This is a genomic window from Pseudonocardia yunnanensis (assembly GCF_039534065.1).
GTDB lineage: Bacteria > Actinomycetota > Actinomycetes > Mycobacteriales > Pseudonocardiaceae > Pseudonocardia > Pseudonocardia yunnanensis.
In genome coordinates this window covers 225,934-239,096 of record NZ_BAAAUS010000006.1, presented here as the reverse complement: position 1 = coordinate 239,096, position 13,163 = coordinate 225,934, and the positions used below count along the sequence as shown (strand labels likewise).

The window sequence follows — 13,163 nt, the reverse complement described above, 5'->3', positions numbered from 1 at the left end:
TTGGTCACGCCCCCACGAGCGCGGACGGGCAGTGCCAGAGCGACGCCGACCCAATGATGGCGGCCTGGTGGTATGCCGGTGGCTCTCCGTGCGGCGGGAGTACCTCCACACACGGTGTGCGGTCGCCCTGTGCCCGCAGCACGCGCTGAAGGGTTCCGGTGAGAACCCACGGCCGTTCGCCGCCGGACACGATGACGACACGCTGCCTGGCGCGACCGCCGGTGCGCCACGCGTGGCGCAGCTCCACGCAGCCGGGGTGGCCGCGGACCACGGCGAGCACGCTCAGCGCGGCCTGGTCCGGCCCGTCGGGAGCCTCGAAGGCGGCGACGAGATCGTCGGGGGCGTGGGCGGGAAGCACGGCGTCGAGCAAGCGGCGCGACGCGCCCCACTCACCGGCGGCGGCACCGAGCATGTCGCGCTCGTCATCGGTGAGGCCCACACGGTGGCGTAGTAGCTCTCGCGGGAGGGTGGCACTCAATGCGGACCGGCCGCTGTCGGCGAGCCAGTCGCGCATCCGCCACAGCAGGTCGTCTGGCAGCCTCCCGGCCAGCCGGACCAGGAGATCGTGGCACGCCTGGTCGGCCGCGCTCACGGCCCTGACACCTCGACGACCAGCTCCACCTCGACCGGAACACCGAGCGGCAGCTCGGCCACGCCCACGGCCGACCGTGCATGCCTGCCCGCCTCGCCGAAGATCTCGCCGAGCACGTCGGACGCCCCGTTGATGACGCCCGGCTGCCCGGTGAACCCGGGAGCGGAGGCCACGAACCCGACGACCTTCACCACCCCGGTGACGGCGTCGATCCCCACCAGGGCGTCCACCGCCGCGAGGGCGTTGAGCGCGCAGATCCGGGCGAGGCGGTAGGCCTCCTCGGGGTCGATCTCCGCGCCGACCTTGCCCGTGCCCGCCGGCTTGCCGTCGACGAAAGGCACCTGGCCGGAGGTGAACACCAGTGAGCCCGAGCGGCGTGCCGGGATGTAGGACCCGGCCGGAGCTGCGACGGACGGGAGCGCGATGTCGAGCTCGCGCAGACGATCGCTGGTGGTCGCCATGCCGTCAGCCCCTCACCGGTCGCTTGAACCAGGCGACGAGCTGCTCGGGACTGGCGCCGGTGGTGACGGCCACCAGCTCCCAGCCGTCCCGGCCGAAGTTGTTGAGGATCGCCTGCGTGCTGTGGATCAGCACCGGAGCGGTGAGGTATTCCCATGTCGTGACCGAGGACCCTGGGCTGCTCATGAATGGTCACTGTAGCCAGCGCCTCATCCCGTTCGAGCGGCCGGGCGGACGCAGGCTCCGTAACCTGACAGACGTGACGTCTTCCCACTGGCCCGCTGCGCTGTCGGCGGCCCGCCTGCACGTCGTCTCCGGGAAGGGAGGCACGGGCAAGACCACGGTGGCAGCCGCGCTGGCGCTGGCGTTGGCGAGCGGTGGCCGGCGCACACTGCTCATCGAAGTGGAGGGGCGCCAAGGCATCGCCCAGCTGTTCGACACGCCCCCGCTGCCCTACGAGGAGCGCAAGATCGCGGTGGCGCCCGGCGGCGGGGAGGTCAGGGCGCTCGCGGTGGACGCCGAGGCGGCGTTGCTGGAGTACTTCGAGCTGTTCTACCGGCTGGGAATGGCAGGGCGCACGCTGCGCCGCATGGGTGCCATCGAGTTCGCCACCACGCTGGCTCCCGGCTTGCGCGACGTGCTGCTCACGGGCAAGGCCAAGGAGTGCGTGAACCGCCGCGGGCCCGACGGCAGGCCGGCGTACGACGCGGTGGTGCTCGACGCCCCGCCCACGGGCCGGGTGGTGAGCTTCCTCGACGTCACCAAGGCGATGGCCGACCTGGCGAAGAGCGGGCCGATCCACAGCCAGGCCGCGGGTGTGGTGAAGGTGCTGCACTCGGACCTGACCGCGGTCCACCTGGTGACGCTTCTGGAGGACCTGCCGGTGACCGAGACGCTCGAGACCGTCGACGAGCTGTCCGCTGCCGGTTTCCCGACGGGAGCGTTGATCGTCAACCGGGTACGGCCGCAGTGGCTGCCGGACCGTTCGGTCGCCGCTGCAGCGAACGGGCGCGTCGACGCCGAGCGCATCCGCGCCGGCTTGTCGACGGCCGGGCTCGACCTTCCCGCGGACGTGATCGACGGGCTGGTCGCGGAGACCGTCGACCACGCGGTACGGGTGCACTCGGAGGGCCTCGCCCTCGCGCGGCTGGACGAGGGGCCACCGCTGCCGCGGCTCGAGCTACCGCAGCTCGTGGAGGGCGTCGACCTGGGCTCGATCTACGAGCTGGCGGAGACGCTCGTCGAGCAGGGCGTGTCGGTGCCTGCGCTGAGCGGGGCCACCTCATGAGCCCGCGTGTTCCTGATCCGTTGGAGATCGACGCGCTGCTCGACGACCGCGACACCCGCGTGATCGTCTGCTGCGGCTCCGGCGGCGTCGGCAAGACCACCACGTCGGCGGCGCTGGCGCTGCGGGCCGCGCAGCGCGGCAGGCGCACGGTGGTGCTCACGATCGACCCGGCCCGGCGGCTGGCGCAGGCGCTCGGCCTGGAGGCCCTCGACAACGAGCCGCACCGCGTGGCCGGTGTGGACGGTCCGGGCGAGCTGCACGCGATGATGCTCGACATGCGCCGGACCTTCGACGAGATGGTCTACGCGCACGCCGAGCCGGGACGCGCAGAGTCGATCATCGAGAATCCCTTCTACCAGACCATCTCCTCGTCCTTCTCCGGCACGCAGGAGTACATGGCGATGGAGAAGCTGGGCCAGCTCGCGGCCACCGGTGAGTGGGACCTCATCGTGGTGGACACCCCGCCGTCCCGCTCCGCGCTGGACTTCCTGGACGCGCCCCAGCGCATGTCGAACTTCCTCGACGGCCGGATGATCCGGCTGCTCTCGGCCCCGGCCCGCGCCGGAGGCCGAGGCCTACGCAAGATCGTCGGGGCAGGCTTCACGCTGTTCGCCAAGGCGGTCTCCACGATCCTGGGCGGCCAACTGCTGGCCGACGCCTCGGCGTTCGTGCAGGCGTTCGACACGATGTTCGGCGGGTTCCGCGAGCGCGCCACGGCCACCTACGCGCTGCTGCGCTCGCCCGGCACCGCGTTCCTGGTGGTGGCTGCGCCGGAACCCGACGCACTGCGCGAGGCCGCCTACTTCGTGGACCGGCTCTCCGCCGACGACATGCCGCTCGGCGGCCTGGTGCTCAACCGCACCCACCCGGTGCTGGCCCAGCTGTCGGCGACGAAGGCACGTGCCGTGGCCGAGGGCCTGCGCGGCGCGCCGCTGGCTGCCGCGGTGCTCCGGCTGCACGCCGACCGGGTGGACCTCGCCGAGCGGGAGGACCGGCTGCTCTCCCGCTTCACCAGCGCCCACCCGGCCGTGGCCGTCACCAAGGTGCCGGTGGTGGCGGGAGACGTGTCCGACCTCGACGGGCTGCGTGAGATCGGCGCACGCCTTGCCGCGGGCGACCGGGAGCCGGCAGCCGCCGCCTCTGCGCGACGGCTGCGCTCGGCCCGGTAGCCGACGCTCAGGCCGACTCCTCCAGCTGCTCGTACTCCCGCTCGCCCACGGCGAGTGAGTCGACCGGCTCCTCCGCCACGGACGAGTAGTGGGCCGTGCGGGCATCGGCGAGCAGATCGGCCCACGAGCGCACCCCGGGGCGGGCGCGGAGCAGCGCGCGCCTCTCGCGTTCGGTCATCCCGCCCCACACACCGAACTCGATGCGCTGGTCGAGGGCATGCGCCAGGCACTCGGTGCGGACCGGGCACGTACGGCAGAACTGCCGTGCCTCCCGCTGCCGGGCCCCGGTCACGAACAACCCCTCGGCGTCGACCGTGCGGCACCGTGCTGCCACCCGCCAGTTCCAGCGACCCGCCATGGCTCCTGATCCCCCTTCTGGAGTCGTGATCGTCACGACCGGCACAGACGGATTCTGGAAGCCTCTGGTTCCGTGGGTAACCGAGCAAAAGTACTCAAATCAGCTGAAGGGTGACCTGACGGTAGGAGCACACTCTCCCGCGTACCCTCAATGCCCGTGAGCCCCCGGCATCCGCTCCTGCGGCCCGCAGCCATGTTGCTCGGACTCTGCGTGCTCGCGGGGCTGGTCGTGGCGGGTATGGCCTTCCCCCTCGCCGCCGGGATCGGGGTCACGTCGAGCGACGTGGGAGACAGCGTCAACACGGTCTCCACCGATCTGGTCGACCAGCCCCTGCCGCAGACCACCACGGTCACCGACTCGGCGGGCGTACCCATCGCCCGGTTCTTCGAGCAGAACCAGAACCGGCATGCCGTCAAGGCCGAGGAGATCTCGCCCGCCATGAAGGCGGCGATCGTCGCGATCGAGGACCGGCGCTTCTACCAGCACCAGGGCGTGGACTGGCAGGGCACGATGCGCGCCCTCATCGCGAACTCCGCGTCCGGCGACGTCGTGCAGGGCGCGTCCACGCTCACGCAGCAGTACGTGAAGAACTACATGCTCTACGTCGAGGCCGAGACCGAGACCGAGCGGCTCAAGGCCACGGAGCAGACCCCGGCCCGCAAGCTCAAGGAAGCGCAGATCGCGCTGCAGATGGAGCGGGCGCTGAGCAAGGAGGAGATCCTCACCCGTTACCTGAACATCGTCTCGTTCGGCAACGGAGCCTCGGGGATCGACTCGGCCGCACGCACGTACTTCAACACCACTCCCGACCAGCTCACCGTGCCGCAGGCGGCGCTGCTCGCGGGCATGGTGAACAGCACCACCGCGTTCGACCCGGTCAGCAAGCCGGCGGCCGCGCTCGAGCGGCGCAACATCGTCATCCAGCAGATGCGCGACCAGCAGATGATCGACGAGACGCAGATGCAGGCAGCGCTCGCCGCGCCGCTCGGCGTGGTCACTCCGTTGATCTCCCAGCCCAACGGCTGCATCGGGGCCGGTGACGCCGGGTTCTTCTGCAAGTACGTGGCCGAGTACCTCACCGAGGCCGGCTTCTCCCAGGAGCAGCTCAACCGCGGCGGCTACACGATCAAGAGCACCCTCGACCGCAACGTGCTGGAGAAGGTGAAGGCGTCCCTGGTCGCGGAGGTGCCTCCGCAGCAGGCCAACGTCGCCAACGTCATGTCGGTGGTGCAGCCGGGGCAGGACAAGCACCGCGTGCTCGGCATGGCGTCGAGCCGCACGTTCGGCCTGGACGCCGAGGCGGAGGAGACGAGCTACGGGCTGCCCTACGAGCCCGTCAACCTCGGCGCCGGGTCGACCTACAAGATCTTCACCGCTTCCACGGCCCTGGAGAAGGGGCTGGGCATCAACTACCAGCTCGCCGTGCCGCCGAGCGGGTACGCGTCGCCGATCTACGTCGACGGCAACGGGCGTCCGCTCCCCGTGCAGAACGCGAGCAGCGGGCTCCCGGAGCGCCTGTCGCTCACCGACGCCCTCGCTCTCTCCCCCAACACGGCGTTCATCAAGCTGGAGGAGTTCACCGGGGTGCCCGACGTCGTCGACATGGCGGTGCGGCTGGGCATGCGCTCGCTGGCCACCACCCCGTTCGTCGACCCGTCCACCGGACGCCCCACCGACCGCTCGATCGCCGAGGTCACCAAGGCGCAGAAGCAGGCATCGTTCACGCTCGGGGTGAGCCCGACGAGCGTGCTGGAGCTGTCCAACGTGGGCGCCACCCTCGCCAGCGGCGGCATGTGGTGCCCGCCCAGCCCGATCGAGTCCATCACCGACCAGGCCGGCAACCCCGTGCCCCTCACCGAGGCCCCCTGCCAGCAGGTCGTCGACCCGGGCCTGGCCAACGCGATGATGAACGCGCTGAGCCACGACGACATCAACGGCACGTCAGCGGGAGCCGCGCGTCAGGTCGGGTGGAACCGCCCGATGGCGGGCAAGACCGGCACCACGCAGCAGCACAAGTCGGCGGCGTTCGTCGGCGTCGTCCCGCAGATGTCCGGCGCGGTCATCACGTTCGACAACTCCAACTCGCCCCGGCCGCTCTGCGACGGCGCAGGTTCGCCGTTCGCTTGCCGCAGCGGCAACATCTTCGGCGGCAAGACCCCGGCCGAGACGTGGTTCGGTGCGATGACACCCCTGCTCCAGGGCCAGCCCGTGGTCCCGTTGCCACCCGTGGAGCAGCGGTACCTGGAGGGTGGCGCGGAGTCCCGCGTCCCCGACGTCGTGGGCCGTAGCCAGAACGACGCCCGCGGCGCGCTGGAGCGGGCCGGCTGGACGGTCTCGACGCGCACGGTCGACAACGCGGCGGCGCGCGGCACGGTGGTCGGGCAGAGCCCGCGCGGCACCGCCCTTCCCGGCGAGACCATCGTGCTGAGCGTCAGCAGTGGAACCGTGCCGCCTCCGCCCGCCGCTCCGGGCGGTCCGCCGCAGGCCGGACAGCCTCCGGGCGGCGATCAGCCGCCCGGCGACGAGGGGGGCGGCAACGGTGGTGGCGATGGCGGCGGCGGTGACGGAGGTGACGGCGACGGCGGCTGATCGGGTGGCGTGCCGGCCCGACCGTGTGGTGACCGGTCATCGGCGTGCCGGACGCGAGGTCATTTCCCGGTCCCGGGCCTAACATCCGCCACCATGACGGCGGAGGCAGGTGACGAGCAGGTCCAGCCGCGCGGCTCCGCCGCCGGCTCGTCCGTTCCGAGCCCTGGCGGTCGGGCCGCTCCGGCCTCGCCGCACGGCGCAGGCGCGCCGCGTAGTCCCTCGCAGCCCGGTCGTCCACCCGGGGCGGCAGGGACGGACCAGCCCGAGGCCCGCCCGCCCGTCGTCGACGAGTTGGCCGTGCTGGGGTTCTCCCGGCACCTGCGGAGCCGGATCGGAACGCGCCTGTTCACCTGGTTCTTCGTTCTGGTGTTCGCACTGATCATCGTCCAGCTGATCTCCTCGCTGCTCGATCCGTAGCTCCGGTTGCGAGCGGCACCACCCCGCGTAAGCGCTGAGAAGGTGCTGTGAGTGGCGTGCCCGGATGCGGGCCGTGTCGGTCAGCCGGGCTACCCTGGGCGATCGACGGCGGTCCCTGGTTCCGCCGAGGCCGGCCCCGGTGCGCGGCCGCCCGGCGAGGAGGTGAGGAGCGATCGCCCCCGAGTCTGCTCCGCCAGAAGCACGCATGCAGGCGTTGTCGCCACCCACCTCACATCGTGTGCGCAGCGTGCTGGCGATCCCCGCGTTCCGCCGGTTGTGGCTGGTCACGTCCGTCGCAGCCACGTGCGACTGGCTGAGCCTGCTGGCGCTGTCCGCACTGGCCACCCAGCTCACCAGCGGTTACCAGGCGCAGAGCTTCGCCCTGGGTGGCGTGGTGGCCACCAAGCTGCTGCCTGCGCTGGTACTCGGGCCGCTGGCGGGTGCGCTCGCCGACAAGTTCGACCGGCGCGTCGTCATGGTCGTCTGCGACCTGCTCCGGTTCGGGCTCTTCGTGTCGATCTTCCTCATCGGCTCCCTGTGGTGGCTGTTCGCCGCCACGTTCCTCATCGAGATCTGCGCGCTGTTCTGGATTCCCTCGAAGGACGCCTCGGTCCCCAACCTGCTCCGGCGCCCCGACCAGGTCGAGACGGCCAACCAGCTCGCACTCGTCATGACCTACGGCGTCGCGGTGATCACGGCGTCCGGCTTGTTCTCCGTGCTCTCGAGCATCGGCCGGGTGCTGGGCACCTCGGCGCTCTCGATGGTGTTCGTGGCGCTGGTCCTGAGCGGAGTCGCCTACCTGATCATCGCGCTCACGGTCTGGTTCCGCATTCCCGAGATATCCGGCCGGGCCACCTCCAACCGGGAGGTCGCGCCCGGCGTGCTCGCCATGATGCGCGACGGGTTCACGTTCGTCGTGCGAACGCCGATGATCCGGGGGCTGGTCGTCGGCATCGTCGGTGCGTTCGCGGCCGGTGGCACCGTGGTCGGCTCGGCCACGCTCTACGCCGCGAGCCTCGGCGGCGGCAACGCGGCCTACGGCGTGCTGTTCGCCGCCGTGTTCATCGGGCTGGCGATCGGAATGGGCGCAGCGCCGCAGATGGCTCGCCGTCTGCCGCACAACCGGTTGTTCGGGGCCGCGATCGTGGCCGCCGGGCTGGCGCTCGTGCTGGTGGCCCTCGCCCCACACCTGTTCGTGGCGATCGTGGCGGTCATGCTCGTCGGCGGTTTCGCCGGCATCGCGTTCCTCACCGGTCTCACGATCATCGGTTCGCAGGTGGCCGACGAGGTCCGCGGCCGGATCGTGGCGTTCGTGCAGTCGATCGTCCGCCTGACGCTGCTCGGATCGATGGCGGTGGTGCCGCTGTTCGTCGGTCTGGTCAGCGCCCGGCGCGTCGAGGTGCTCGGCTATCCCTTCCTCATCGACGGCACCCGGATCGTCATGCTGGCCGGAGGCCTCGTCGCCGCGGGTGTCGGGATGCTCGCCTACCGGCAGATGGACGACCGGCGCACCGAGCCCATGCTCCCCGACCTGCTCGCCGCTGTCCGCCGAGGTCATCCCCGGTCGGGGTCCGGCATGCTGATCGCCGTCGAGGGTGCTCCCGCGGAAGCCACCACCGAGCAGGCCGCCCGCCTGGCCGCGCGGCTGCGGCAGGAGGGGCACGTCGTCGTCGCGATCGACGACGGCGAGCGCGACCGCGAGCGCTGGGCGGCCGCCACCCGTGAGGCGGCGCTGTCGGGTGTGCGAGCGAAGGTGCTCGCCGCCGCGGCCGTGCGGGCCGACCAGGTCGAGCGGGTCATCCGGCCGGCCCTGGAGAGCGGTGCCGTCGTGATCGTCGACCGCTTCCTGATGAGTCCGCTCGTGCAGTTCGGCGTGGCGGCCGACCGGGCCGAGGCCGAGCTCGACGCCGGCGAGCTGGAGAACCTGGCCGCGTGGGCCACCGGCAGGCTCCGAGCCGACGTGTCCGTCCTGCTCGACCGGGCCCCCACCGAGCCCGATTCACCGGTGCGCGGCATCTCCGGCGAGGAGCACCTGCGCGTGCAGCGGCTGCTCACCGGGCTGGCGGCCGCCGAGCCGCACCGTTACGTCGTCATCGACGCCGACGGGTCGTCCGACGAGGTGGCCGATCGCGTCCACAGTGGCATTCGGCCGTTCCTGCCACGGCGGCCCGCAGCCCCCACTGTCGACGACGCGGTCGCGGAGTCTCCCGCCCCGGCCCCCAGCGCGCCATAAGCTGGTCGCCATGACGGTGTGGGACGAGGTGGTCGGTCAGCCGTCGGCCGTCGCCGAGCTGAGCGCTGCCGCCGAGAACCCCGCCGCGATGACTCACGCGTGGCTGTTCACCGGTCCACCCGGCTCCGGACGTTCGGTGGCGGCCCGGGCCTTCGCGGCTGCGCTGCAGTGCCCGTTCCACGGGTGTGGCCAGTGCCCGTCCTGCCACACGGTGATGGCGAGCACCCACTCCGACGTGCGGGAGGTCGTCCCGGAGGGGTTGTCGATCTCGGTGCGGTCGGTACGGCAGCTCGTGCAGTCCGCCGCCCGTCGTCCCGTCAGCGGGCGCTACCAGATCCTGATCATCACCGACGCCGACCGGCTCACCGAGAACGCGGCCAACGCCCTCCTCAAGTCCATCGAGGAGCCACCCGACCAGACGATCTTCCTGCTGTGTGCGCCGTCCGACCATCCGGAGGACGTCCCGATCACCATCCGCTCCCGCTGCCGGCCGGTGCCGCTGCACACCCCGTCACCCGAGGCCATCGCCGAGGTGCTGGCGCGCCGCGACGGGATCGACCCGGAGACCGCCACCTGGGCGGCGTCGGTGGCGGGTGGCCACGTCGGCAGGGCCCGCCGGCTCGCCCGCGACGCCGAGGCGCGCACCTACCGCGAGACGGTGCTGTCGCTGCCGCTGCGGATCCGTGGGCTGGGCGATGCGTTCGCCCACGCCGGTGATCTGGTGCGCAACGCCAAGGCCGAGGCCACGGAGCTCAGTGAGTCCCGGGATGCCGCGGAGCGGGAGGAGTTGGCCGTCGCCATGGGCGCCGGCGGCGTCGGCAAGGGGGTTGCCGCCGCCGCACGCGGGGCGAAGGCGGCGGAGAGGGACCTGGAGCGTCAGCAGAAGTCGCGCAACACCCGCAACCAGCGCGACGCGATCGATCGCGCGCTGATCGACCTGGCCGGCTTCTTCCGCGACACGCTCGTGGCCGGCAGCGGCGCGCAGGTCACCTTGACCAACCCCGACCGCGACGCCGACATCCGTCGGGCGGCAAGCCAATGGTCACCCGAGTCGGTGCTGCGCAGGCTGGAGGCCGTGCTGGCGTGCCGCACGGCGCTCGACCAGAACGTCAAGCCGGAGATCGCCGTCGAGGCGATGATGACCGCCCTGCAGCGGGGCTGATCCACACCTCGCGCGTCCGGGCAGAATCTCCTGCGTGAAGCAGGAAGGGGTGGCCGAGGCGTCCGTCTCTGTTCGCGAGGCCGAGGTGCTCGCCGCGGTCGGAGAGCACCTCACCAACGCCGAGATCGCCGCCCGCCTGTTCATCTCGATCCGCACCGTCGAGAGCCACGTGTCGTCCCTGCTGCGCAAGTTCGGGGTGAGCGACCGGCGCGCCCTGTCGCTGCTCGCCGCGGAGAGGTCCCGCGAACCGGTGTCACCGGCCGGGCCCGCGTCCCGGCGGATCGCCCCGTTGCCGTCGCCGCTCACGTCGTTCGTCGGCCGGAGGAGCGAGCGAGCAGAGCTCGCGGCTGCCCTCCGCGAACCCCGGCTCGTCACCGCTGTCGGGCCCGGCGGGGTCGGGAAGACGCGGCTCGCGCTGGCGGTGGCCGCCGATGTGAGCGAGCGGTTCGCCGACGGCGTGTGGTACGCCGACCTGGTCCCGGTGACCGACTCCCGTTTGGTCGCGTCGGCCGTCGCCGGGGCGATCGGGCTCGGGGAGCAGCAGCGACGCTCGGCGCAGGACACGGTGCTCGCCTGGGCGGCGGACCGCCAGGCCCTGTTCGTGCTGGACAACTGCGAGCACCTGGTCGACGGGGTCGCGCTGTTCGTGGAGGAGCTTCTGGCGCGCAGCCCCGGGCTCGTGGTGCTCGCGACGAGCCGCGCGCGGCTGCTGCTGCCGTTCGAGCGGGTCTTCCCGGTGGTAGGGATGTCCGTCCAGGCCGGGGACGATGCCGAGGGCGGCGACGCGACCACGCTCTTCGAGGAACGGGCGACCGCCGCCGGCTTCCCGATCACCGCCGCGGACCGGAGCGGGATCGTGCGGATCTGCCGCGGACTCGACGGCGTGCCGTTGGCGATCGAGCTGGCGGCGGCCCGGCTGCCCTCGCTGGGTGTGGACGGGCTCGAGGCGGGCCTTGCCGACCGGCTACAGCTGCTGACCGGCGGGCGCCGCGTCGACAGCAGGCACAGTTCTCTGCGGTCGATGCTGGACTGGAGCTACGCCCTGCTCGACGAGCAGGCGCAGGCCGTGCTGCGCCGAATCGCCGTGTTCGCCGGGGCGTTCCGCGCCGAGGACGCGGCGGCGGTGGTGGGATGGCCTCCGGTGACCGCCCGCGAGATCGGCGCGCAGCTCGCCGCGCTCGCCGACCACAGCCTGCTGGTGCCGACGACGGCGACCGACGGCACGCGCTACCGGGCGCTCGAGGCCGTGCGCCAGTACGGCGCCGAGCTTCTCGAGGACACCGGGGAGCTCGTCGAGACCCGGACGCGACATCTGCGGTGGTCGCAGGGCGCGGGCACGGCTCTGCTCGCCGTCGCCGACGTCGACAGTGTCGGGTGGCGGACGAGCTTCGACCGGCTCGGTGACGAGCTGAGGTCCGCTCTCGGCTGGTCGGCGCCCCGCCCGGAACACCGTCGGGTCGCCTACGAGGGGAAGAGGCTGCTCGCGGCCCTGTGCTATCGCCGCGGCCTGCCGGGCGAGTCGCAGTGGCGCTACGAGCAGGCGGCCGGGTTGGCCCCGGACGACATGCATGCCGCCACCGAGCTGCGCATGGCGGCGGGTGCGGCGGAGGCACACCTGGCGGGGGACGACACCGTCCGGTTGCGCCGTGCCGCGGCTGCCGCAGCTCTGCGCGCGGGTGAGCCCGAGCGTGCAGGGCAGGAGCTGGCACAGGCGGCCGAGCTGATGAACCGGGGACCAGGGGCCATGTCCCGTCCGCCGCAGCCGGACGTTGCGCGTGCGCTACTGGATGAGGCCCGGAGTTACGTCCACGGCGACCTCGTCGCGCAGGCCCGGCTGGCCACGGCCGAGGCGTTCGCGATCCCGGAGACCGATGTGCAGGCTCCGCGGGTGGCCGACCGTGCGCTGGAACTCGCCAGGCGATCCGGTGATCGGCTGGCGGAAAGCGCGGCGCTGGACCGGCTCACCACCGTGCAGCTGGCCAAGGGCGACGGGCGTGCGGCGTTGGGGAGCGCGCTGCGGCGCATCGATCTGCTGGCCGCGGTGACGCTCGACGCCGGTGCGGGCTTCGAGCTGCCCGACGCGCACATCATGGCGGTCGAGTCGGCGATCGCGGCCGGTGATCTGCGTGAGGCGAAGCGGATCGCCGAGCGTGTCCGGGACCTTCCCCTGCACCGCGAAGTCGGCCACGTCGCGGTTGCGCGGCTGATGATCGTGTGCGCGCTGGACGGTGACTGGGACAGCGTGGTGGCGGCGGGCGCACGCTTCCGCGAGGGTTGGGAGCGAGCGGGGCGACCGCGCGTCCCCACGCTTCGCCGCGCCGTCCAGGCCGTGGCCACGGTGCACGGTCTGCGCGGTGAGGCCGATGACCGCGCCGCGTGGATGGGTATCTTCAGCGCACTCGAGCCCCGGGATCGGCCGGAGCACGACAAGAATCCCCGCGCGTTCTTCGACGCCCTTCTGTTGCTCCACCGCGACCAGCCCGACCGGGCGCTGCGCGTGCTCGCCACCTCGCCGCACGGGATCCAAGGCTGGTACCAAGCCATCTGGCGACCCTGGTACGTGGCCCTGTGGGTGGAAGCAGCGGTGCTCGCCGACGTGCCGGACGTGGCCGAGCGGATGTCGAGCGCCCGCCCGTTCATCGCCGACAACCCGGTCGCGGCAGCGCTCGTCGACCGCGCTGCCGCGCTCGGCGCGGGCGATCGCGATGGCGTGCTCGCTGCTGCCCGCGCCCTGGACGCCGCCGGGTGCCGCTACCAGTGGGCGCGCAGCCTCGTCCTCGCCGGCGGAGCCGACCGCGAACGGGGAGTTTCGGCGCTGCGCGCGATGGGCGCCACGGTCGTCTGACGACGGTACGTACGGAACGGACACGGACCAGGAGATCCGTGTCCGTTCCGT

Annotated in this window: 11 protein-coding genes; 7 read left to right on the top strand and 4 right to left on the bottom strand. The window is 72.2% G+C overall.

From position 1 onward, the window contains the following. Nucleotides 1-4: 4 nt before the first annotated feature. Genes ABD743_RS07340 through sp36 form a run of 3 tightly spaced genes read right to left on the bottom strand, consistent with a single transcriptional unit; the run spans nucleotide 5 to nucleotide 1,237 of the window. Nucleotides 5-592: a hypothetical protein gene (locus tag ABD743_RS07340; protein WP_344720113.1), complete on the bottom strand. Its 588-nt coding sequence runs from the start codon at nucleotides 590-592 to the stop codon at nucleotides 5-7. After that, on the bottom strand, nucleotides 589-1,053 hold the full coding sequence (locus tag ABD743_RS07335; RefSeq protein ID WP_344720111.1) for a RidA family protein: 465 nt from the start codon (nucleotides 1,051-1,053) through the stop codon (nucleotides 589-591). Before ABD743_RS07335 ends, ABD743_RS07340 begins: the two co-directional genes overlap by 4 nt. 4 nt (nucleotides 1,054-1,057) lie before the next feature. Next, nucleotides 1,058-1,237, bottom strand: coding sequence for a Sp36 family protein (sp36, locus tag ABD743_RS07330; protein WP_241036712.1), 180 nt, complete (start codon nucleotides 1,235-1,237; stop codon nucleotides 1,058-1,060). Nucleotides 1,238-1,310: 73 nt separating this feature from the next. On the opposite strand from sp36, the gene bagA reads away from it, so the two are divergent. Further along, the gene (bagA, locus tag ABD743_RS07325) at nucleotides 1,311-2,339 is read left to right on the top strand and encodes an ATPase BagA (protein WP_344720109.1); all 1,029 of its coding nucleotides are present in this window, start codon (nucleotides 1,311-1,313) and stop codon (nucleotides 2,337-2,339) included. Then, entirely contained in the window at nucleotides 2,336-3,508 is a 1,173-nt protein-coding gene (gene bagB, locus ABD743_RS07320; protein WP_344720107.1) for an ATPase BagB, read from the top strand. Before bagA ends, bagB begins: the two co-directional genes overlap by 4 nt. Nucleotides 3,509-3,515: 7 nt before the next feature. Here the strand turns inward: bagB and ABD743_RS07315 are convergent, their stop codons facing one another. After that, nucleotides 3,516-3,866, bottom strand: coding sequence for a WhiB family transcriptional regulator (locus ABD743_RS07315; protein WP_344720106.1), 351 nt, complete (start codon nucleotides 3,864-3,866; stop codon nucleotides 3,516-3,518). Nucleotides 3,867-4,016: 150 nt separating this feature from the next. Between ABD743_RS07315 and ABD743_RS07310 the strand changes: the two genes are divergently transcribed. The 5 genes from ABD743_RS07310 (at nucleotide 4,017) to ABD743_RS07290 (ending at nucleotide 13,112) form a co-directional block, all read left to right on the top strand. Beyond that, nucleotides 4,017-6,455, top strand: coding sequence for a penicillin-binding protein (locus tag ABD743_RS07310; protein WP_379659000.1), 2,439 nt, complete (start codon nucleotides 4,017-4,019; stop codon nucleotides 6,453-6,455). Between the two features lie 93 nt (nucleotides 6,456-6,548). Then, complete coding sequence (locus ABD743_RS07305; protein WP_344720102.1) at nucleotides 6,549-6,872, top strand: hypothetical protein; 324 nt, start codon at nucleotides 6,549-6,551, stop codon at nucleotides 6,870-6,872. Nucleotides 6,873-7,077: 205 nt separating this feature from the next. Continuing rightward, nucleotides 7,078-9,105: a bifunctional MFS transporter/dTMP kinase gene (locus tag ABD743_RS07300; protein ID WP_344720100.1), complete on the top strand. Its 2,028-nt coding sequence runs from the start codon at nucleotides 7,078-7,080 to the stop codon at nucleotides 9,103-9,105. Between the two features lie 10 nt (nucleotides 9,106-9,115). Next, nucleotides 9,116-10,267 carry a DNA polymerase III subunit delta' gene (locus tag ABD743_RS07295; RefSeq protein ID WP_344720098.1) on the top strand — a complete coding sequence of 384 codons (1,152 nt, stop codon included), beginning with the start codon at nucleotides 9,116-9,118 and terminating at the stop codon, nucleotides 10,265-10,267. A 34-nt stretch (nucleotides 10,268-10,301) separates the two neighbouring features. Further along, complete coding sequence (locus tag ABD743_RS07290; protein WP_344720096.1) at nucleotides 10,302-13,112, top strand: LuxR C-terminal-related transcriptional regulator; 2,811 nt, start codon at nucleotides 10,302-10,304, stop codon at nucleotides 13,110-13,112. Nucleotides 13,113-13,163 lie beyond the last annotated feature (51 nt).

Bases quoted from the DNA above. Each gene is read 5' to 3' on its own strand.
- ABD743_RS07315 (WP_344720106.1), bottom strand. From the start codon at position 3,866: ATGGCGGGTCGCTGGAACTGGCGGGTGGCAGCACGGTGCCGCACGGTC.
- sp36 (WP_241036712.1), bottom strand. From the start codon at position 1,237: ATGAGCAGCCCAGGGTCCTCGGTCACGACATGGGAATACCTCACCGCT.
- ABD743_RS07300 (WP_344720100.1), top strand. From the start codon at position 7,078: ATGCAGGCGTTGTCGCCACCCACCTCACATCGTGTGCGCAGCGTGCTG.
- ABD743_RS07295 (WP_344720098.1), top strand. From the start codon at position 9,116: ATGACGGTGTGGGACGAGGTGGTCGGTCAGCCGTCGGCCGTCGCCGAG.
- ABD743_RS07335 (WP_344720111.1), bottom strand. From the start codon at position 1,053: ATGGCGACCACCAGCGATCGTCTGCGCGAGCTCGACATCGCGCTCCCG.
- ABD743_RS07305 (WP_344720102.1), top strand. From the start codon at position 6,549: ATGACGGCGGAGGCAGGTGACGAGCAGGTCCAGCCGCGCGGCTCCGCC.
- bagB (WP_344720107.1), top strand. From the start codon at position 2,336: ATGAGCCCGCGTGTTCCTGATCCGTTGGAGATCGACGCGCTGCTCGAC.
- ABD743_RS07310 (WP_379659000.1), top strand. From the start codon at position 4,017: ATGCCCGTGAGCCCCCGGCATCCGCTCCTGCGGCCCGCAGCCATGTTG.